This window comes from Rhodococcus kronopolitis (assembly GCF_042654025.1).
GTDB classification, from domain to species: domain Bacteria; phylum Actinomycetota; class Actinomycetes; order Mycobacteriales; family Mycobacteriaceae; genus Rhodococcus_G; species Rhodococcus_G kronopolitis.
Genome location: NZ_JBHSFO010000008.1, coordinates 56,368 through 75,308 on the forward strand (window position 1 = coordinate 56,368; position 18,941 = coordinate 75,308).

Here is an 18,941-nt window from a genome sequence, read left to right on the forward strand (position 1 = left end):
CACCGGACTACCGGCTCTCGACGCGCAGTGGGTCCCCGTCCTCGGCGGCGCGGTAGTGCAGGTCACCGGCGTCGGTGGCGGTGACCGGGCCCGCGAGGTCGACCGGAACCTGCCTGCCACCCCACACCGCGAGCGCGGTCCCCGGTGCCGCGAAGAAGCTCGCGTAGAAGGCCACCGCCACCGCGGCGGTCGCGCCCAGCAGCATCGGCGCGGAGAGCATCGGGAACTGCGCGATCGGCACCGCGAGGTAGCGGTACGACGCCAGCAGCGCCACGAACACCGCCGCACCGCCGACCACCAGCCGGATCCGGAACCGGCCCCAGCCGCGTTCCGGGTCGCGCAGCGCCGCCTCGATGGTCAGGCACAGCACCACGCCGGCCAGCAGGTCCACCGCGTAGTGGTAGCCGAAGCCGAGGGTCGCGGCGAGCGTGCACACCAGCCAGAACGTGCCGCCCCAGCGCAGCCAGCGCGGGCCGCCGCGCGAGTGCACGAAGATCGCCAGCGCCCAGGCGGTGTGCAGGCTCGGCATGCAGTTGCGCGGCGCCGGGGCGTCGAATGCGAAGGACGCCGGATCGGTGAAGGTCGGCAGCGTGTGCGGCCAGTAGTCGCCGAGCTGGGCGCCCGCGCCCGCGGTGCCGAACGCGAAGTCCGGACCGACCACCGGGAAGACCAGGTAGAACAGGGGGCCGATCAGCCCGATCACCAGGAATGTCCGGACCAGGTAGTGGGCGGGCCAGCCGTTGCGGAGCTGGTACAGCGCGACGACGATGGCAGCGACCGGCAGCTCGATGTACACCCAGTGCAGCACCCCGTAGCCGAGGTCGCCCGACGCCTCGACCACCCGGCCCATCAGCCAGGACGGGCTGCCGAGCGCGCGGTCGGCCAGCTCCAGGTACTGGTCGAGGACCCGCGGCCGGGTCAGCACGGTGATCTCGAGCCACACGTCGCCAAACTTGGTGGCGAGGATCAGCAGCGCGCCCAGCGCCGCGCCCCGCAGCGCGTCGGCGCGTTGCGAACCGGTCCAGCGGACGGCGGCGATCACCCCGATCGCCACCAGCACCCAGGTCGGTCCGTTGCCGATGGCAGCCGGACCGCCGGTGAGCAGCCGGCCGGCCGCGAAGACCGCGTCCAGCCCGACCGCACAGCCCACCGCGAGCAGCCGTTGCCGGTTGGTCAGACCGACCAGCGCGAGCGCGAAGCCGGCCCACGGCACGGACATCGACTTCGGCGTCCCGACGAAGTCACGGGCCAGGCTCTGCAACGGCCCCTCGAACCCGTTGCGGGCGGCCAGCACCTGCAGCGCCACCAGCACCAGGGCGAGCGCCGACGCGCCGATCGCGACCAGCAGGCGCGGCTGCGTCCAGCTCCGCCCGGGGACCGACACGGGCGTGGGGCTGCTCAGCACCCGTACATAGTAAACGGTGCATGAACAGCGACTTAACCGCGGAGTTCGGCCACCAGGGAATCCACCACCGCGGTCAGGTCGCCGCCGGTCGCGGCCGCCACCGCGCGCTGCCGCTGGTACGACGCGCCGCGCCGCGGGATGTCCGCGACCCGCGCCAGCTCGTCGGCACAGCCGAGATCACGGGCGACCGGCGCCAGCTGCTCGAGCAGGTCGTCCAGGTCGTCGGTGACAAGCCTCTCGTTGCTGTCGGCGTCGAGGATGATCTCCGCGTCGAGGCCGTAGCGGGCGGCCCGCCACTTGTTCTCCTGCACGTGCCACGGCGGCATCCCGGGCAGCTCGATCCCCGCGTCGAGGCACCGGTCGAAGTGCACGACCAGGCAGTGGATCAGCGCGACGAGCGATTCCAGCTCGGCGCGGGTGGAGGCGCCGTCGCAGACCCGGACCTCGATGGTGCCCCACTGCGGTGCGGGGCGGATGTCCCAGTGCAGGGCCCCGAGCCGCTCGATCACCCCGGTCTTCATCTGGTCATGCACGAAGCCCTCGAACTGCGACCACGTCTCGAACTGGAAGGGCAGCCCGGCGGTGGGCAGCTGCTGGAACATCAGCGCCCGGTTGCTGGCGTAGCCGGTGTCCACCCCCGCCCACATCGGCGACGACGCGGACAGCGCCAGCAGGTGCGGGTACTTCACCAGCAGCGCGTTGATGATCGGGAACACCCGGTCCGCGGAGGACACCCCGACGTGCACGTGCACGCCCCAGATCAGCATCTGCCGACCCCACCACTGGGTGCGCTCGATCATCTCGTCGTAGTGCGGGGCGCGGGTGACCTGCTGGGCGCTCCACTGCGCGAACGGGTGGGTGCCTGCGCACAGCAACTCGACGCCGAGCGGTGCCGACGCCCGCCGCAGCAGGCCCATCGTCTCGTCCAGGTCGCCCATCGCCTCGGCGACGGTGTCGCAGACCCCGGTGACCAGTTCCACGGTGTTGCGCAGGAACTCCTTGTGCAGGCGGGCGGGATCGAAGCCGTCGATCGAGTGCAGCGCCTCGAAGACCTGCGGAGCGGTGTTCGACAGGTCCCGGGTGGTCCGGTCTACCAGCGCGATCTCCCATTCGACGCCGAGCGTCGGCCGGGGAGAGCCGGCGAATTGCACTGCCACGGGGTTGATCCAATCACAGCAAACGCACCGACGCCGCGACCGGGAACTGGCATGTGGCCAGCGTCATTCCGGTGCGGCGTCGGGCGGGCTTCGGCGGCCGTCGGGGCCGTCGTGTCGAACGGGTGCTGCGGGGTGCTACTTCAGCACGCCGCAGGCCACGCGGGAGCCCGCGTCGCCGGTGTCCAGCGTGGTCTGGTCCGGCACGGGCGCGCCGCCGGGCAGCGTGTACCGGCCGGGGACGTTGCCGTGGTTGTCCATGCCCTCATGCACCACGATCGCGGTGCCCTCGCCGTCGTTGTTCAGGTCCTCGAGGGTGAACGCGCTCGTCGAGAAGTTCAGCTCGGCGGTGCCGTCCTCGTTGACGTACAGCGAGGGCAGGTCACCGCTCATCGGGTGACCGGTGTGGCCCTTGACCTGGAGGTGGCCGCCCGCGGAGAGGAAGTTGCCCGGCGCGCCGCCGCTGGGGGCCACCGAGTTGGTCTCGCACTTGCCCACCGAGTGGACGTGCAGGCCGTGGAAGCCGGGGGTGAGATCGGATCCGACGACGGTCACGGTGACGTGGTCGCCGACCGAGGCGAAGGTGACGGCGCCGACGTTGGTGCCCTCGGCGTTCCGCAGGCTGGTGCGGATCTGGTCGGCGGAGCCGGTGCCCTCGCCGTGCGCGGGTGCCGAGACCCCGGTCCACACCGGCGGGGTGGTGCCGGGGACGTCGCTGGGGAACTCGCCGTTGCTGCACGCGGTGAGGCCAACGGCCGCGAGCGCGACCATCGGGGCAACGACGCGCCAGGACTTGCGGCTGCGGGTCTGCGCGTCGCGTCGGGTGTGGGTGGCCATCAAACCGCTCCTTCAGGTGGGCTGGAAGTGCACTGATCATAGCCAGCCGGGACGATCCGGCCGACCGGGTGTACGCCGTACGGCGTAGGTGTCAGTGCGGAGACCGAGTGAACGGCACGTTCATTCGATGAGATCGAATGAACGCTTCCGTTCATTCGATGAGATCGAAGCAACGGCACGTTCATTCGGGTCGGGCACGGCCGCCGGACGGGCACGGCCGCCGCTCGGATACGGCCGGGACGACTCCGGGTCCGGCTACTTCTCGGTGACGATCACGATCACGCCGGGCGAGGAACCCGCGATGCCGGCGAATCGGGGCTCCGCGGGTGCGCCGATCGCCGCGGCGATCTCCGTCGCGGCCTGCTTCTCGCTGGCGGAACTGGGCCGGTAGTAGACGGTGGTCTTGGCGATCGTGCCGTCGGCGTAGTTGCCGGTCTCGGACACCGTCCACCCCTCCGACTCCAGGGTTTCGGCGGTCTCGGCGGCCAGGCCGCTGACGACGCTGTTGTTGAACACCCGCACCGGCACGGCCGACCGGTCGACCTCCGCGACCGAGGCCGGGGCGGCGGAGGTGGTCGGGGCCGCGGAGACGGTGCTGGGCGGCGGTGTGGTCGGGCGTGCCGAACCGGCCGGGGTGTTCGCCGATCCCTTGACCGGCGCCACGCTCGGCACCACCGTGGGTGCCTGCGTCTCGGTGTCCGAGCCGGACAGGGTCATCGCGCCGATTCCCGCGAACGCGATGGCGAGGGCGATCAGCACCATGGCGAGCGCGCGAAGCGGAGGGCCCGACGGTTCGGGATTCGGGGTGCTCACAACGACAAGCCTAGTTGTCGCCGGGTGGTTGCCGACATCTAGGTGATGTCGAATCCGAGGCGACGGGCGGCCCGGGCCTTCTGCCTGCTGGCCCGCAGCCGACGCAGCCGCTTGACCAACATGGGATCCGCGGCGAGCGCCTCGGGCCTGTCGACCAGCGCATTGAGCACCTGGTAGTACCGGGTCGCGGACATGTCGAAGAGCGACTTGATGGCGTCTTCCTTCGCGCCCGCGTACTTCCACCACTGGCGTTCGAAGGACAGAATGTCGTGATCGCGTCGGGTGAGTCCGTCGGCGCCGGCCTCCGTGCCACCCGACACCTCGGTGCCCTCGACACTCTGGCTGCGCGCGGTTGCGCCGTCCATACTCACTCCCCACTTCGAGCTCTCGCTCAACATCAGCGGTACTACCAAACACCAGCGGTACGACACCGGCCGTGCGACCGGTCCGCGACCGCCCCGCGTCGGCGACGGAGGCGACCACCATGTATACGAACTACACCGTTGTGCTTTCCGCAAATATTGAACCACGGTAATCAATCCCGACACGGGCTATCGGACGCGGGCGCGTCGCCACGCGCAGGCCCACTATCCTTGGTCAACATGGCAATCCTTCCCATCGTGATCGTCGGCGACCCCGTGCTGCACCAGCCGACCACGCCCGTGAGCAACCCGTCCGACGTCGCCGAACTGATCGCCGACATGTACGACACCATGGACGAGGCGAACGGCGTGGGCCTGGCCGCCAACCAGGTGGGCGTCGGCCTGCGGGTGTTCGTCTACGACTGCCCGGACTACGACGGCAACCCCGACGGCGAGCGTCGCCGCGGCGCCGTGATCAACCCGACGCTCGAGACCTCCGAGATCCCGGAGACCATGCCGGACCCCGAGGACGACGACGAGGGCTGCCTGTCGGTGCCGGGCGAGCAGTTCCCCACCGGCCGCGCCGACTGGGCCCGCGTCACCGGCCTCGAAGCGGACGGCTCCCCGGTGGTCGTCGAGGGCACCGGCTTCTTCGCCCGGATGCTCCAGCACGAGGTCGGCCACCTCGACGGTTTCCTCTACACCGACGTGCTGATCGGCCGCCACGCCCGCGCCGCGAAGAAGGTCATCAAGCGCTCCGGCTGGGGCGTGCCGGGCCAGAGCTGGATCCCGGGCACGGTCGAGGATCCCTTCGGGCACGACGAGGACTGACGGTTTGACGACGCGCGGGCACCGACGATGAGCACCGACGGCCGCCCCGTTCCGGGCAACCGGGTGGTGCTGCGCTACAAGCTGCCGGCCGGCTACCCCCGACCGATGACGGACGTGATCGGCGAACTCGTCGCGCTGGATCCCGTCGTCGTGGTTCGCGCGCCCGACGGCCGGACCGTCCAGGTGACACCCGACCAGGTGCTGGCGCTCAAGGCGGTCGGCCCACGCCCGGTGCGGACCCGGGAGATCCGGGCCCTCGAGCTCACCGCCGTGGACGGTTGGCCCGGCACCGAGCAGGCCTGGATCGACGGCTGGCTGGCCCGCAGCGGCGACGGCTTCACCCGCCGCGCCAACGCCGCCGCCCCGCTCGGCACGGCCGAGGAGGTCGGCGACCTGCGCGTCGGAGACACCCTGGCGAGGTTGCGGAACTGGTATGCCGAGCGCGGCCAGCCACTGACACTGCTGCTGCCGGACCGGCTCGGTGCCGCCCCCGACGGTTGGCAGACCTCCGACGCGGTGCAGGTGATGGCGGCGGACATCGCCAACCTCACGCTGCCCGACGGTGAGTCGATGGTCCGGGTCGACGCCGCCCCGGACGAACGCTGGCTCTCGCTCTACCGCTACCACGGTGCGGCGCTGCCGCCGTCCGCCCCGGCCGTGCTGGGCGCCGTCCGGGGCGGCCGGGTCGGGTTCGGCTCCCTCGGCGGCCCGGAACCGCTGGCCGTCACGCGCGGCGTGGTCACCGGCGCCCCCGACGGCAGGCGCTGGGTGGGGCTGGCCGCGGTCGAGGTCGCCGCCGAACACCGTCGTCGCGGACTGGGAATGCTGATCTGCGCGGAGATGATCCGCTGGGGCGCGGACCTGGGCGCCACCCACGCCTACGTCCAGGTCGTCGCGGACAACGCGCCCGCGCTCAACCTGTACCGGACGCTGGGGATGGTCGAGCACCACCGGTACCGCTACGCGACCGCACCCGGCTGACGCCGGTTCGGGCCTGTCACCGCCGCGCACTACGCTTCCCCCATGCGACTGGCGACGTGGAATGTGAACTCGGTGCGGGCCCGCACGGACCGGATCGTGGACTGGCTGGTGCGGACCGAGACGGACGTCCTGGCGATCCAGGAGACCAAGTGCCGCGACGACCAGTTCCCCACCGAGCGGTTCACCGACCTCGGCTACGAGGTGGCGCACGTGGGCCTGAGCCAGTGGAACGGGGTCGCGATCATCTCCCGCGTCGGCCTCGAGGACGTCCAGGTCGGCTTCGAGGGCCAGCCGGGCTTCGCGAAGGCCGTCCCCGACAGCCTCGAGATCGCCACCCCGGTGGTGGAGGCGCGGGCGATCGGCGCCACCTGCGGCGGCGTCCGGGTGTGGAGCCTGTACGTGCCGAACGGCCGGGAACTGTCCGACCCGCACTACCGCTACAAGCTCGACTGGCTGGCCACCCTGCGTGACGACGCCGCGAAGTGGCTGGCCCAGGATCCCGACGCGCAGGTGGCGCTGGTCGGCGACTGGAACGTCGCGCCCACCGACGAGGACGTGTGGGATCCCGCGCTGTTCGAGGGCAAGACGCACACCTCCCAGCCCGAGCGGGACGCGTTCGAGGCGTTTGCCGAGGCCGGGTTCGCCGAGATCACCCGCCCCCACACCCCCGGGCCCGGCGTCTACACCTACTGGGACTACACCCAGCTCCGGTTCCCGAAGCGGCAGGGCATGCGGATCGACTTCGCGCTGGCCTCGCCCGCCCTCGCGGCCCGGGTGACGGGCGCCTCGATCGACCGCGAGGAGCGAAAGGGCAAGGGCGCCAGCGACCATGCGCCCGTCGTGGTGGAGCTGAACTGAGCGTGACCACCGCACCCGAGCCCGGCGACTCCGCGGCGGCCGACGCCGTCACCTGGGTCGAGGACGGCACATCCAGGTCGGCGCCGTGGCTGACCACCGGAAGCCAGAAGCCGCCGAAGAAGGTCGTGGTCGTCGACGACGCCCTCCGGGCCGACGATGCGATGCGGCTGACCTCCGAGGGCGCCGCGCTGCTGTGGCGCGGCGACTACCAGGGCGCCCGACAGCTGCTCGACGCGCTCAAGCGGCGGCTGGACCGCCTGCGGGTCAAGGCCGATCCGGATCCCGCGGTCACCTTCCACCGGCATCGCCAGGCCCGGGGGCACCGCACCCGCATCCTCGGCATGGTGCTGATCGAACTCGGCGACGACTTCGCCGTCGACCTGCGGCGCGCCCCCGACATCCGGGCTGCCTGCCGGGCCGCGTACGGCGACGACGCGGCGCCCGGAGTGGCCTCGCTCCAGGAGTTGCTCGGCGCGGTCGGCGCACACGAGTGGCGCCGACGCGGCGTCGAGATACCGGCCCTCGGCGCCCGGATCCACCCGCACTACGGCGTCTTCGCGCCCACCCGCAACGAGTACGTCGACCTGGTCGCCGAGGCCGAGTTGCCCGCCGCCGCGACCGCCCCCGGGTCCGTCGCGTTCGACATCGGCACCGGGACCGGGGTGCTGGCCGCCGTGCTGGCGCGGCGTGGCGTCGCCCGGGTGGTGGCCACGGACATCGAGGCGCGGGCGGTGGCGTGCGCCGCCGACAACGTCGACCGTCTCGGATACGGCGACCGGGTCGAGGTGGTCCGGACCGACGTGTTCCCGGACGGCCGCGCCGACCTGTTGCTGTGCAACCCGCCGTGGGTGCCGGCCTCCCCCACCTCGTCGCTCGAGATGGGTGTCTTCGATCGCCGGGGCCAGATGCTCGCCGACTTCGTCCGGGGCATCCCGGGCCACCTCACCGACGGGGGCGAGGCCTGGCTGGTGCTCTCCGACCTGGCGGAGCGACTCGGGCTGCGCACCCGCGAGCAGCTGACCGACCTGTTCGAGGGGTCCGGGCTCACGGTGCTCGGCCGTGTCGACACCCGTCCTCGTCACCCCCGGGCGGTCGAGGGCGACGCGGGCACCGGGGCGGGACGCGACCCGTTGGCCACGGCCCGCACCGCCGAGGTGGTCTCGCTGTGGCGGCTGGCGTCGCGGCACGCCTGACGCGGGCGCGGCAGTAGGTGCGGTGACCGCTCAGTCCAGCTCGCCCAGCCCGTCGTCGAGCAGCGGCAGGTACTCGGGGTGCGTGCCCAGGTAGCGCCGCAGGTAGGTGCACACCGGCCGGATCCGCACGCCCCGGACCCGGACCTCCTCGAGCACCTCCCGCACCAGCACCGCGGCCCAGCCGCGACCGCCGAAGTCCTCCGTGATCACGGTGTGCATCAACGCGATGACGTCGCCGTCCGTGAGGGCGCCGACGCCACCCGGCAGTTCGGTGACGCCGTCAGCGGCGCGGTAACCGAGGATCCCCACCAGCTCGCCGTCGACCCACAGGTCGAAGCGCGAGTGCGACGGGTTGTCCTCGACGCAGGCGCGCGCCGGGTCGGCGGGTGCCACGACGGGTGTTGTCACCGACGTGGCCTGGGCTCGATGCCGCCAGAAGATGTGATCCACACCACCATGTAAACAGCTCCCCGAGCACTGTCGAACCCGCGACGGAATTTGTAGCCCACTGTTCGCCCGATCGTGGCCGAATTGGCACCTGCGGCGCCCGCGCGGACACCCTCAGAGCGGCGCGAGCAGGTCCCGGTACTCCGGATTGGCCACGACGAAGCGCTGCAGGTACGTGCACACCGGGCGGACCTTCCAGCCGTACTCACGGGCGGCGTCCAGCGCCCGTCGGACCATCACCGCCGCCAGCCCGCGATGGCCGAAGTCCTCGACGATCACGGTGTGCATGAAAGAGACGACCGGCGGTCCGGACCGCGCCCCGCGCCCGACTCCGCGCGCCGTCGAGTCCAAATCGTAATAGCCGAGAATGCCGACGAGGTCGCCGTTGAGCCAGAGCTCAAAACGATTCTGACCAGCATTGTTCGTCACTTCCGCCGTAGGCGTCTCCGCGATCATCCGACAACTCCCTCGCGTTACCGTCACTGAAATGTGATCTACGCCACTGTATGACACCACGGGCCGTCGGTCACCCGTTTCTGGAACAAGTTCCATCGGCCCGGACGGTGGGGATCCCACAAGGAACCGGCTCGCGCGGCACGGGCGGCGGCGGGGGGCTATGGTCTGCTCGACAACTACACAACCCACGGGGGCTCGCACCAGCGGGCTGAGATGACGGCTAGCTTCTCGAAGCGACAGGGCCGTCGACCGTTGAACCTGACCGGGTAATGCCGGCGTAGGGAGAGCACACATGGGGAACACCCCTGTCACCGACACGTCCGTCGCCAACGACGCCGTCACCACCGGCCCGATCCAGGGCAGCAGCAAGCAGTACCTCCGCGTCGACGGACTCGCGGTGCCCGTCCGGCGCGTGCATCTGAGCAACGGCGAACACCTGGACCTGTACGACACCTCCGGCCCGTACACCGACGCCGACGCGCACATCGACCTCGAGGCCGGCCTGCCGAAGACCCGTGACGGCTGGGCCAAGCCCGACGCGGTGTCGGGCGCGCGCACGCAGCTGGCGTGGGCCCGGGCCGGGATCGTCACCACCGAGATGCGCTTCTGCGCCGCCCGCGAGGGCGTCGACCCGGAGCTGGTCCGGGCCGAGGTCGCCGCGGGACGCGCCGTGATCCCGGCCAACCACAAGCACCCCGAGTCCGAGCCGATGATCATCGGCAAGAGGTTCCTGGTGAAGATCAACGCGAACATCGGCAACTCCGCGGTCACCTCCTCCATCGCCGAAGAGGTGGAGAAGATGGTGTGGGCGACGCGCTGGGGCGCGGACAACATCATGGACCTGTCCACCGGCAAGGACATCCACACCACCCGCGAGTGGATCCTGCGCAACTCACCCGTGCCGGTCGGCACCGTGCCGATCTACCAGGCACTGGAGAAGGTGGGCGGCGACCCGACCGCACTGACCTGGGAGATCTACCGCGACACCGTGATCGAGCAGTGCGAGCAGGGCGTGGACTACATGACCGTGCACGCCGGGGTGCTGCTGCGGTACATCCCGCTGACCGCCAAGCGGGTGACCGGCATCGTCTCGCGCGGCGGCTCGATCATGGCGGCCTGGTGCCTGGCGCACCATCGGGAGTCGTTCCTGTACACGCACTTCGAGGAGCTCTGCGCGATCCTGCGCGAGTACGACGTCACCTTCTCGCTCGGCGACGGCCTGCGCCCCGGGTCCGTCGCGGACGCCAACGACGAGGCCCAGTTCGCCGAGCTGCGCACCCTGGGCGAGCTCACCAGGATCGCGAAATCCCATGGCGTGCAGGTGATGATCGAGGGCCCGGGGCACGTACCCATGCACAAGATCGTGGAGAACGTCCGGCTCGAGGAGGAGCTGTGCGAGGAGGCCCCGTTCTACACCCTCGGGCCGCTGGCCACCGACATCGCGCCCGCCTACGACCACATCACCTCCGCGATCGGCGCCGCGATCATCGCGCAGGCCGGCACCGCGATGCTCTGCTACGTCACGCCGAAGGAGCACCTCGGCCTGCCGAACCGCGACGACGTGAAGGTCGGGGTGATCACCTACAAGATCGCCGCGCACGCCGCCGACCTCGCCAAGCAGCATCCGCGGGCACAGGAACGCGACGACGCACTGTCCAAGGCGCGCTTCGAGTTCCGCTGGCGCGACCAGTTCGCACTGTCCCTGGACCCGGACACCGCCCGCGAGTACCACGACGAGACGCTGCCCGCCGAGCCCGCCAAGACCGCGCACTTCTGCTCGATGTGCGGTCCCAAGTTCTGCTCCATGCGGATCTCCGCCGACGTCCGCGAGTACGCCGCGCAGCACGGTCTCGAGACCCAGGAGGACATCGACGCGATGATCGCCGCGGGCATGGCCGAGAAGTCAGCCGAGTTCGCCGAGACCGGCAACCAGGTGTACCTGCCCCTCGTCCAGGCCGACAGATAGGCTCGACCGCGTGAATCTCCTGCCCCTGACCCCCGACGGCGAGACCCCGATCCGCGTCCTCACCATCGCCGGCACCGATTCCGGCGGCGGCGCCGGCATCCAGGCCGACTCGCGCACCATGGCCCTGTGCGGGGTGCACGCGTGCGTCGCGGTGGCCGCGGTGACGGTGCAGAACTCGGTGGGGGTCAGCGGGTTTCACGAGATTCCCCCGCACGTGGTGGCCGACCAGGTGCGCAGCGTGGTCACCGACATCGGGGTGAGCGCCGCCAAGACCGGGATGCTGGCGTCCACCGCGATCATCGAGGCGGTGGCGCAGGTGTGCGGCGAGGTCGGAATCGGCCGCGACCACGCCGTGCCCCTGGTGGTGGACCCGGTCTGCGCGTCCATGCACGGCGACCCGCTGCTGCACGCCGAGGCGCTCGACGCGGTCCGTCACACCCTGATTCCGATCGCCTCGCTGGTGACGCCGAACCTCGACGAGATCCGGCTGATCACCGGCATCGAGGTGGTCGACGACGCGTCGGCGCGCCGGGCCGCGGAGGCCCTGCACGGGCTCGGCGCGCAGTGGTCGCTGGTCAAGGGCGGGCACCTGCGCACCTCGCCGGACAGCACCGACCTGCTCTTCGACGGCGACACCTTCCACGAGTTCACCAGCCCGCGGATCGAGACCGGCAACGACCACGGCGGCGGCGACACGCTCGCCGCCGCGGTCGCCTGCGCGCTGGCCAACGGGTACCCGATGCCCGAGGCCGTCGAGTTCGGCAAGCAGTGGGTGACCCGGTGCCTGGCGGCGTCGTACGACCTCGGCGCCGGCCACGGCCCGGTGTCCCCCCTCTGGCGCCTGCACTAGTGCAGCTTCCCGCGCACGAGTGCCACCGGCGCCTACCGCGTCAGGGTGAACATCCGCAGGTCGTCGGGGACGCCGCGCGGGGCAGGCGCGAACAACCCGCGCCGGTACGGCCTGGCCCGCAGTCCGAGGGTCTCGAGCGTCTGCGGGTCGAGCGCGTCGAGGGTGTGCGCGGACGCGACGACGTTGCCGTCCGCCCCGGCCTGCATCACCCGGGCGGCGACGTTGACGTCCACGCCCAGCCAGTCGTCGCCCAACTGTCTCGGCGTCCCGGTGTGCAGGCCCACCCGCATCCGCGGCCGAAAGCCCTCCTGCTCCACCTCGGCGAGCCGGTCGCGGGCCTCGAACACCGCCTCCACCGCACGCCCCGGGTAGGCGAACACGGCCATCAGCCCGTCGCCGAGCCGCTTGACCACCTGTCCCCCGCGCTCCACGAACGGCGGTTCCACCGCGCTGGCCACCTGCCGCAGCAGCGTCAGGGTGGCCTCGTCGCCCGCACCGAGTGACCAACCGGAGTACCCGACCAGATCGGTGAACACGATGGTGACCTGGCCGGTGCCGCGGCCCCGGCCGGTGCGTTCGAGCAGGGCCTGCCAGACCTGCAGGGTGCCGAGGCTCACCTCCCGCGACGCCCCGGGACCGTCCTCGAGCAGCCGGTCCGCGACCCGGGCCATGGCGCGCACGCCGCCGGGTCCGGCGGTCGAGAGCGGGTCGCCGAAGGCGGGGTCACCGGGCAGCGCCCGGCGCGCCCGGCGGACGGCGTCGACGAGCGCGGGTCGGCGGTTCATCGTTCGAAACCAGTCGACCACAGGCTGGGGCGCGGGGTCCTCGCTCACCCTCCGAAGTGTAACCGAGGGTTACAGACAATGCCGGGGTCCGCAGACGACAGTGCGCGACCGCCACCCCACAGTCGGGGCGACGATCGCGCACGGTCACCGCGGAACGTCGGTCCGCGGCGGACGGTCAGGCGTCGCGGCGGTTCACCAGGAACAGCGCGGCACCGAAGACGACCGCCACGAAGGCCGCGAAGTAGACCAGGCTGCCCCACGGTCCCCAGTGCCAGTCGATGCCCTGGTCCGAGCCCAGGAAGTGGTTCGCGTTCGTGAACGGCAGGAACGGCAGGACGTTGCGGCCGAAGGAGCCGAACAGGTTGAACAGGCTCTCGATCAGCAGCGGCCACAGCAGCAGCAGGGTGATCGCGCCCGCCGACTGGCGTACCAGCGTGCCCACCGCCACCGCGAGGAACACGCAGAGCAGCGCGTAGATCGGCACCCCGTAGATCGCCCGCCACGCGTCGCCACCGGTCAGCGTCAGGGCCGCCCCGGCCTTCTCGCCCGCGGTGACCTTGGCGATCGCGTAGGCGCCGAAGGTGAGCGCGAAGGTGAGCACCGCGCCGAACACCCCGATCAGGCCGGCCTTGGTGATCAGCACCGAGTCCCGCCGCGGCACGGCCTGGAAGGTGGTCCGGATCAGGCCGAAGCGGTACTCGCTCGTGACCGCGAGGGCCGCCATGATCATCAGCACCAGGACGCCGAAGCCCGACACACCGCTGACGGCGTCCGCCAGCTGCGGCAGGAACGGATCGAAGTCCGGCCCGTCGCCGCTCGCGCGCTGGTTGTCGAAGGCATTCACGCTCGCCTTGGCGCTGAGCCCGATCACCGCGGCCAGGCCCAGGCCCAGCGCCACGATCGTCGCCGTGCACCACCACGGCGACTTGGTCGAGGTGAGCTTGATTCGTTCTGCTGCCAGAACACCCATCAGAGCGTCCCTCCCATCACTTCGTCGATGCCCGCAGCGTGGTACTGCACGTCGTCACCTGTCAGTTTCATGAACGCGTCCTCGAGCGATCCCTGCTGGGACGCCAACTCGTGCAGCACGATTCCGCTGCTGCCCGCGATCTGGCCGATCGCGTCGGTGGTGGAGTCGAGCACCACCAGCGCCGCCGCCGCGCCCGCCGCGCTGCCGTCCTCGCGGACCGTCAACCCGTGCGAGGTGAGCGCGCTGCGCAGCGCGTCCAGCTGGGGGCTGCGGACCCGGACCGTGGACTCGGAGGACCGGTCGACGAACTCCTTGACCGTGGTGTCCGAGATCAGCCTGCCCCGACCGATCACCACCAGGTGCTCGGCCGTCAGCGCCATCTCGGAGAGCAGGTGGCTCGACACCAGGACGGTGCGGCCCTCGGCGGCCAGGCGCTGCATGAACTTCCGGATCCAGACGATGCCCTCCGGATCGAGACCGTTGACCGGCTCGTCGAACAGCAGCACCTTCGGGTCCCCGAGCAGCGTCGCGGCCAGGCCGAGCCGCTGCGACATGCCGAGCGAGAACCCACCGGCCTTCTTGCCGGCCACCTCGGTCAGCCCCACCAGTCGCAGCACCTCGTCGACGCGCGACGACGGGATGTCGTTCGATGCCGCCATCCACTGCAGGTGCGCCCTGGCGGACCGGTTGGGATGCACCCACTTCGCGTCGAGCAGCGCGCCGACGGTGCGCAGCGGCTGCTTCAGGTCGTGGTACCGCTGACCGTCGATCAACGCGGTGCCGGACGTGGGCCGGTCCAGGCCCAGGATCATCCGCATCGTCGTCGACTTGCCTGCACCGTTCGGCCCGAGAAATCCGGTCACGATCCCCGGCTTCACGGTGAAGGTCAGGTCCTCGACCGCCTTCGTGGGCCCGAACGTCTTCGTCAAACCCCTCACTTCAATCATGGGGGGAACTCTGCCGCACACCGGGGCCGAATGCATCACCCGCGAGTCTCATTCGCGTGTCGTCCCCTGGGATGACACCCACCCCGAGACTTCCCCCGTGTCCACCCCTACATGGGTGACGACGCCTGCGCCCAGAACCGCTTCGGAATCCGGCCGGCGCGGCGGGCCTGGTACCCGGCGACCACCGCCGACGCCATCGCGGACGCCATCAGCGCCGGGTCCTTCGCCCGCGTCACGGCCGTCGCGAGCAGCACCGCGTCGCAGCCGAGTTCCATCGCCAGCGTCGCGTCGCTGGCCGTGCCGATGCCGGCGTCGAGGATCACCGGCACCCCGGCCGCCTCGACGATCATCTCGATGTTGTGCGGGTTGGAGATGCCCAGGCCCGTCCCGATCGGCGACCCCAGCGGCATCACCGCCGCGCAGCCCACGTCCTCGAGGCGCTTGGCCAGCACCGGGTCGTCCGTGGTGTACGGCAGGACGGTGAATCCGTCGTCGACGAGTTGCTCCGCCGCCGAGACCAGTTCGATGGCGTCGGGCAGCAGGGTGCGCTCGTCGGCGATCACCTCGAGCTTGACCCAGTCGGTCTCGAGCGCCTCGCGGCCGAGCTGGGCGGTGAGCACCGCCTCCGCCGCGCCCCGACAGCCCGCGGTGTTCGGCAGCGGCGCGATGTCGAGCCGGCGCAACAGGTCCAGCACACCGGTGCCGCCCGCGGCGTCGATCCGGCGCATCGCCACCGTGGTCAGCTCGGTGCCGGAGGCGACCAGCGCCTCCTCGAGCACGGTCAGGTTGGCGGCGCCGCCGGTGCCCATGATCAGGCGCGAGCCGAAGCTGCGGTCGCCGATGGTGAGGGTGCCCGTCGACTCAGCCACCCTGGACCGCCGTGAGGATCTCGATCTCCCAGCCCTTGCCCACCGGGGTGTCCCACGAGGCGCGCGGCAGCACCGCGCCGTCCACCGCGACGGCGATGCCCTTGGCGGGCAGGCCGAGGTGGTCGAGCAGCTGCGCGACCGTCAGCGGTTCGGACAGCTGATGGTCCTCGCCGTTGACGGTGATACCGATGTTCACCGGGATGTTCGTCATCAATTCCTCATTGTCGGTGGAGGGAACAGGTCAGTGGGCGGGGCCGGTCGGGCCGAAGCGGTCCGGCGTGCAGTACTTGGCCTCGGGCAGCGTCGCGCCGGACAGCTCGGCGACCACCGCGTCCGCGGTCAGCGGGGTGAGCAGGATGCCGTTGCGGCCGTGCCCGGCCGCGAGCACCACTTTCTCCGACACCCGGCCGATGATCGGCAGGTTGTCCGGGCTCATCGGCCGCAGGCCCGCCGCGGTCTCGTGCAGTTCGTACTCGCCGATGCTCGGCATCAGGGTCTGGGCGTCCGCGATCAGGTCCCGCACCCCGCCGACGGTCACCTGGGTGTCGAGCCCGGACTCGTGCTGCGTCGCGCCGACCACGAGGCCGTCGCCGCGCGGCACCAGGTACACGGGCCTGCCGTGCACGCTGCCGCGGATGGTCTGGGTGGGCGCCGGGGCCACCCCGGGCCGGTGGTGCAGCCGCAGGATCTCGCCCTTGACCGGGCGCACCGGCAGCCCCGGCCACAGGGCGGCCGCGCCGGTGCCTGCCGACACCACCACCTGGTCGGCGGGCAGCGCCTCCGGGTAGCGCACCGACTCGGTCACGAACGCCACCCCGGCGGCCTCGCAGGCCAGCCGCAGCGCGCGCACCAGCACCCGGTTGTCCACCGCGGACTCCGTCGAGGCCAGCATCGCCAGCCGGATGTTGGGGGCCAGCGACGGCTCCGCAGCCCGGATCTGCGCCCGGCCCAGCAGCTCGAGCCGGTACCCCTGGGTCTCGATCCACTCGGCGACGGTGCGCAGGTCCGCGGCGTCGGCCGCATCCAGCGCGACCGTCAGCGAGCTGTGCGAGGTGAACAGCGGCTCGTCGGCGAACGCCGCGAGCTCGCCGCCGAAGTCCGGCCACCGTTGCAGCGACGCGGCGCCGACCTGCAGCAGCGTGTCCTCGCCGGGCCATCCCTCCGAGAGCGGGGCCAGCATGCCGCCTGCCACCCAGGACGCACCCGAGCCGACCGCCGGGTCGTGGACCGTGACCTTCCAGCCCGCCTGCGCGGACCGCCAGGCGACCGCCAGCCCGATCGCGCCGCCGCCGACCACCGCGAGAGTTCTGCTCACCACTCCACCTCACTCCCTGCGCCGGCATGATCCGGGTCAGGTATGACGGTCGAGGCTCGCGGGCCCCCTCTCAGCCCCGCGTTCGCCGGGACTCCCGTGTCACTTTGTTCGTCACCAGACTACCGTTGTGCGCGTGCACCCCCCGCATTCCGGTAAGCCACCGACCCCCCGAGAACGCCTGGCGAGCGCCCGGCTCTACCTGTGTACCGATGCCCGTCGGGAGCGCGGTGACCTCGCACGGTTCGCGGAGGCGGCGCTGTCCGGCGGCGTCGACATCATCCAACTGCGCGACAAGGGTTCGGCGGGTGAGCAGAAGTACGGACGCATGGAGGTCCGCGAGGAACTCGGCGCGCTGGCCGAACTGGCCGCCGCGGCCCGTCGGCACGGCGCGCTGCTGGCCGTGAACGACCGCGCGGACCTGGCCCTGGCCGCGGGCGCGGACGTGCTGCACCTCGGGCAGGGCGACCTGCCGGTGCACTACGCCCGACAGATCCTCGGACCGGACGTGGTGATCGGCCGCTCCACCGGCAGCCGGGCCCAGGCCCAGCTCGCCGCGATCGAGGACGGCGTCGACTACTTCTGCACCGGACCGGTGTGGGCCACACCGACCAAGCCCGGCCGGGCGGCATCGGGCCTCGAGCTCGTTCGCAGCACCGCCGACTCGCACCCGGTCCGGCCGTGGTTCGCGATCGGCGGCGTGGACGAGGAGCGTCTGCCCGCGGTGCTCGACGCAGGCGCCGAGCGGATCGTGGTGGTCCGTGCGATCACCGAGGCCGCCGACCCGCAGGCGGCCGCCCGGTCGCTGGCGGACGCCCTGGCGCGCAACGCCCGCTGACCGACCCCGGCCGACCCGGCGGGTGAGCGGCCGGGTCAGTCGAGCCAACCGAGCACGGTCGACGGCGAGAGCCGCAGCACCGTCTCGGGCAACCGCTCGCGCAGCCCGCGGTCCGCGGTGACCACCGCGGTCAGGTGCGTGTCCACCCCCGCGAGCACCGCGCCACCCGCGGGCACCCCGGCGCCGGCCAGGGCCGCCAAGGCGTCGTCCCCGCTACCCGACGCCACGTACACCGGCACCCGGGCGTCGGTGTCGGCCACCTCGCTGGCCTGCCCCTCGAGCACCGCCTCGATCCTGGGCAGCCAGCCGAACCCGCCGCCGGGCAGTTCGATGGTCCGCGGCAGCGCCGCGGCCAGCTCGGCCAGCAGTGCGCCGGTGGCCCCGACCCGGTCCCGCCACCAGCCGTTCGGGCGCGAGCCCAGGACATTGGCGGTGTCGAGCAGCAGCCGCACCGGCACCGCCCGCAACGACGGCCAGCTCGCCGCGAAGCCGGGGTGCAGCGGGAGCTCCGCCACCTGCTCCTCCGGCACCCACCTCAGCTCGGTGCTCTCGCCGTTCGGCACGGTCGACAGCTGGGCGGCCGCATCGGCGATCACCGTCGTGTAGCTCCAGCCACTGTCGGAGGTCGCAGTGACCCGCTCGGCCCGCACCCGCAGTGCGCTGCCTGCGATCCCGGTCTCCTCCTCGGCCTCCCGGACCGCGGCCAGGGTGGTGCTCTCGTGGCTGTCGCGGGCACCGCCGGGCAGCGCCCAGGTGCCGCCCTGATGACTCCACGCGGCCCGGTGCTGCAGCAGCACCGCGGGTCGTCCGTCCGCGGTCGGCGCGCGCAGCAACAACCCCGCCGCACCGAACCGCCCCCACTGGCGGCTGCCGTCCTCGCTCTGTGCCCAGCCGTCTCCGTCACCACGCATCGACTACGTTCACCCGCTCCACCTCAGACCGTGTCGTCGAGACCACCGTCGCACCTCACGCCGACCAAGTCCTATTGGCCACCGAACATAGGCGAGTCGCCGACCCCGATGCGCGATTACTGCTTATATGCTGCCTTGTATCGGGCACTCAGGCCA

At 71.7% G+C, this 18,941-nt stretch carries 21 protein-coding genes and 1 riboswitch; of the genes, 7 read left to right on the top strand and 14 right to left on the bottom strand.

Going from position 1 to position 18,941, the window contains the following annotated elements:
- Positions 1-7: 7 nt before the first annotated feature.
- The 5 genes from ACFO6S_RS14140 to ACFO6S_RS14160 form a co-directional block, all read right to left on the bottom strand.
- Positions 8-1,348: a phosphatase PAP2 family protein gene (locus tag ACFO6S_RS14140; RefSeq protein ID WP_378418148.1), complete on the bottom strand. Its 1,341-nt coding sequence runs from the start codon at positions 1,346-1,348 to the stop codon at positions 8-10.
- 89 nt (positions 1,349-1,437) lie between these two features.
- Positions 1,438-2,562: a glutamate--cysteine ligase gene (locus ACFO6S_RS14145; protein ID WP_378417964.1), complete on the bottom strand. Its 1,125-nt coding sequence runs from the start codon at positions 2,560-2,562 to the stop codon at positions 1,438-1,440.
- A gap of 135 nt (positions 2,563-2,697) precedes the next feature.
- Positions 2,698-3,396: a superoxide dismutase[Cu-Zn] gene (gene sodC, locus ACFO6S_RS14150; protein WP_378417965.1), complete on the bottom strand. Its 699-nt coding sequence runs from the start codon at positions 3,394-3,396 to the stop codon at positions 2,698-2,700.
- Between the two features lie 255 nt (positions 3,397-3,651).
- Complete coding sequence (locus tag ACFO6S_RS14155; RefSeq protein WP_378417967.1) at positions 3,652-4,209, bottom strand: LytR C-terminal domain-containing protein; 558 nt, start codon at positions 4,207-4,209, stop codon at positions 3,652-3,654.
- Positions 4,210-4,247: 38 nt separating this feature from the next.
- On the bottom strand, positions 4,248-4,574 hold the full coding sequence (locus tag ACFO6S_RS14160; RefSeq protein WP_378417969.1) for a DUF3263 domain-containing protein: 327 nt from the start codon (positions 4,572-4,574) through the stop codon (positions 4,248-4,250).
- Between the two features lie 237 nt (positions 4,575-4,811).
- On the opposite strand from ACFO6S_RS14160, the gene ACFO6S_RS14165 reads away from it, so the two are divergent.
- From ACFO6S_RS14165 to ACFO6S_RS14180, 4 genes are read left to right on the top strand one after another with little or no spacing between them, the layout of a single operon-like run.
- Positions 4,812-5,402 (top strand): peptide deformylase, encoded by a 591-nt coding sequence (locus ACFO6S_RS14165; RefSeq protein ID WP_378417971.1) that lies wholly within the window; start codon positions 4,812-4,814, stop codon positions 5,400-5,402.
- Positions 5,403-5,429: 27 nt separating this feature from the next.
- On the top strand, positions 5,430-6,383 hold the full coding sequence (locus ACFO6S_RS14170) for an N-acetylglutamate synthase, CG3035 family (protein WP_378417973.1): 954 nt from the start codon (positions 5,430-5,432) through the stop codon (positions 6,381-6,383).
- A gap of 42 nt (positions 6,384-6,425) precedes the next feature.
- Positions 6,426-7,241 (top strand): exodeoxyribonuclease III, encoded by an 816-nt coding sequence (locus tag ACFO6S_RS14175; protein WP_378417974.1) that lies wholly within the window; start codon positions 6,426-6,428, stop codon positions 7,239-7,241.
- 2 nt (positions 7,242-7,243) lie between these two features.
- Positions 7,244-8,434 (top strand): methyltransferase, encoded by a 1,191-nt coding sequence (locus ACFO6S_RS14180; RefSeq protein ID WP_378417976.1) that lies wholly within the window; start codon positions 7,244-7,246, stop codon positions 8,432-8,434.
- 30 nt (positions 8,435-8,464) lie between these two features.
- On the opposite strand, the gene ACFO6S_RS14185 is transcribed toward ACFO6S_RS14180, so the two are convergent.
- Together ACFO6S_RS14185 and ACFO6S_RS14190 are read right to left on the bottom strand one after the other, a co-directional pair.
- The gene (locus ACFO6S_RS14185; RefSeq protein ID WP_378417978.1) at positions 8,465-8,842 is read right to left on the bottom strand and encodes a GNAT family N-acetyltransferase; all 378 of its coding nucleotides are present in this window, start codon (positions 8,840-8,842) and stop codon (positions 8,465-8,467) included.
- Positions 8,843-8,995: 153 nt separating this feature from the next.
- On the bottom strand, positions 8,996-9,337 hold the full coding sequence (locus ACFO6S_RS14190; RefSeq protein ID WP_378417980.1) for a GNAT family N-acetyltransferase: 342 nt from the start codon (positions 9,335-9,337) through the stop codon (positions 8,996-8,998).
- Between the two features lie 292 nt (positions 9,338-9,629).
- On the opposite strand from ACFO6S_RS14190, the gene thiC reads away from it, so the two are divergent.
- A complete protein-coding gene (gene thiC / locus ACFO6S_RS14195) occupies positions 9,630-11,303 on the top strand; it encodes a phosphomethylpyrimidine synthase ThiC (protein ID WP_378417982.1) in 1,674 nt (557 codons plus the stop codon).
- Positions 11,304-11,313: 10 nt separating this feature from the next.
- Complete coding sequence (gene thiD / locus ACFO6S_RS14200) at positions 11,314-12,153, top strand: bifunctional hydroxymethylpyrimidine kinase/phosphomethylpyrimidine kinase (RefSeq protein WP_378417984.1); 840 nt, start codon at positions 11,314-11,316, stop codon at positions 12,151-12,153.
- A 32-nt stretch (positions 12,154-12,185) separates the two neighbouring features.
- Here the strand turns inward: thiD and ACFO6S_RS14205 are convergent, their stop codons facing one another.
- From ACFO6S_RS14205 to thiO, 6 genes are all read right to left on the bottom strand, one after another.
- Positions 12,186-12,938, bottom strand: a complete 753-nt coding sequence (locus tag ACFO6S_RS14205) for an adenylate/guanylate cyclase domain-containing protein (protein ID WP_378417986.1) — start codon at positions 12,936-12,938, stop codon at positions 12,186-12,188.
- Between the two features lie 175 nt (positions 12,939-13,113).
- The gene (locus ACFO6S_RS14210; protein ID WP_378417988.1) at positions 13,114-13,908 is read right to left on the bottom strand and encodes an ABC transporter permease; all 795 of its coding nucleotides are present in this window, start codon (positions 13,906-13,908) and stop codon (positions 13,114-13,116) included.
- Positions 13,908-14,855, bottom strand: a complete 948-nt coding sequence (locus tag ACFO6S_RS14215) for an ABC transporter ATP-binding protein (protein WP_378417990.1) — start codon at positions 14,853-14,855, stop codon at positions 13,908-13,910. The genes ACFO6S_RS14210 and ACFO6S_RS14215 overlap by 1 nt, the downstream gene beginning before the upstream one ends.
- A 107-nt stretch (positions 14,856-14,962) precedes the next feature.
- Entirely contained in the window at positions 14,963-15,724 is a 762-nt protein-coding gene (gene thiG, locus ACFO6S_RS14220; RefSeq protein WP_378417992.1) for a thiazole synthase, read from the bottom strand.
- Positions 15,717-15,935, bottom strand: a complete 219-nt coding sequence (gene thiS / locus ACFO6S_RS14225; RefSeq protein WP_378417994.1) for a sulfur carrier protein ThiS — start codon at positions 15,933-15,935, stop codon at positions 15,717-15,719. Before thiS ends, thiG begins: the two co-directional genes overlap by 8 nt.
- Before the next feature lie 30 nt (positions 15,936-15,965).
- Complete coding sequence (thiO, locus tag ACFO6S_RS14230; RefSeq protein WP_378417996.1) at positions 15,966-17,039, bottom strand: glycine oxidase ThiO; 1,074 nt, start codon at positions 17,037-17,039, stop codon at positions 15,966-15,968.
- A riboswitch (TPP riboswitch) is annotated at positions 17,036-17,147 on the bottom strand. (Overlaps the previous gene by 4 nt.)
- Before the next feature lie 25 nt (positions 17,148-17,172).
- Between thiO and thiE the strand changes: the two genes are divergently transcribed.
- On the top strand, positions 17,173-17,874 hold the full coding sequence (gene thiE / locus ACFO6S_RS14235; protein ID WP_378417998.1) for a thiamine phosphate synthase: 702 nt from the start codon (positions 17,173-17,175) through the stop codon (positions 17,872-17,874).
- Between the two features lie 35 nt (positions 17,875-17,909).
- On the opposite strand, the gene ACFO6S_RS14240 is transcribed toward thiE, so the two are convergent.
- Positions 17,910-18,785: an NUDIX hydrolase gene (locus tag ACFO6S_RS14240; RefSeq protein ID WP_378418000.1), complete on the bottom strand. Its 876-nt coding sequence runs from the start codon at positions 18,783-18,785 to the stop codon at positions 17,910-17,912.
- Positions 18,786-18,941: the final 156 nt, after the last annotated feature.

What these genes read in the sequence shown, in the direction of transcription:
- sodC (WP_378417965.1), bottom strand. Translation starts at nt 3,396, where the DNA reads ATGGCCACCCACACCCGACGCGACGCGCAGACCCGCAGCCGCAAGTCC.
- ACFO6S_RS14240 (WP_378418000.1), bottom strand. Translation starts at nt 18,785, where the DNA reads ATGCGTGGTGACGGAGACGGCTGGGCACAGAGCGAGGACGGCAGCCGC.
- ACFO6S_RS14170 (WP_378417973.1), top strand. Translation starts at nt 5,430, where the DNA reads ATGAGCACCGACGGCCGCCCCGTTCCGGGCAACCGGGTGGTGCTGCGC.
- ACFO6S_RS14160 (WP_378417969.1), bottom strand. Translation starts at nt 4,574, where the DNA reads ATGGACGGCGCAACCGCGCGCAGCCAGAGTGTCGAGGGCACCGAGGTG.
- ACFO6S_RS14215 (WP_378417990.1), bottom strand. Translation starts at nt 14,855, where the DNA reads ATGATTGAAGTGAGGGGTTTGACGAAGACGTTCGGGCCCACGAAGGCG.
- ACFO6S_RS14210 (WP_378417988.1), bottom strand. Translation starts at nt 13,908, where the DNA reads ATGGGTGTTCTGGCAGCAGAACGAATCAAGCTCACCTCGACCAAGTCG.
- thiS (WP_378417994.1), bottom strand. Translation starts at nt 15,935, where the DNA reads ATGACGAACATCCCGGTGAACATCGGTATCACCGTCAACGGCGAGGAC.
- ACFO6S_RS14165 (WP_378417971.1), top strand. Translation starts at nt 4,812, where the DNA reads ATGGCAATCCTTCCCATCGTGATCGTCGGCGACCCCGTGCTGCACCAG.
- ACFO6S_RS14205 (WP_378417986.1), bottom strand. Translation starts at nt 12,938, where the DNA reads ATGAACCGCCGACCCGCGCTCGTCGACGCCGTCCGCCGGGCGCGCCGG.
- ACFO6S_RS14190 (WP_378417980.1), bottom strand. Translation starts at nt 9,337, where the DNA reads ATGATCGCGGAGACGCCTACGGCGGAAGTGACGAACAATGCTGGTCAG.
- ACFO6S_RS14175 (WP_378417974.1), top strand. Translation starts at nt 6,426, where the DNA reads ATGCGACTGGCGACGTGGAATGTGAACTCGGTGCGGGCCCGCACGGAC.
- thiC (WP_378417982.1), top strand. Translation starts at nt 9,630, where the DNA reads ATGGGGAACACCCCTGTCACCGACACGTCCGTCGCCAACGACGCCGTC.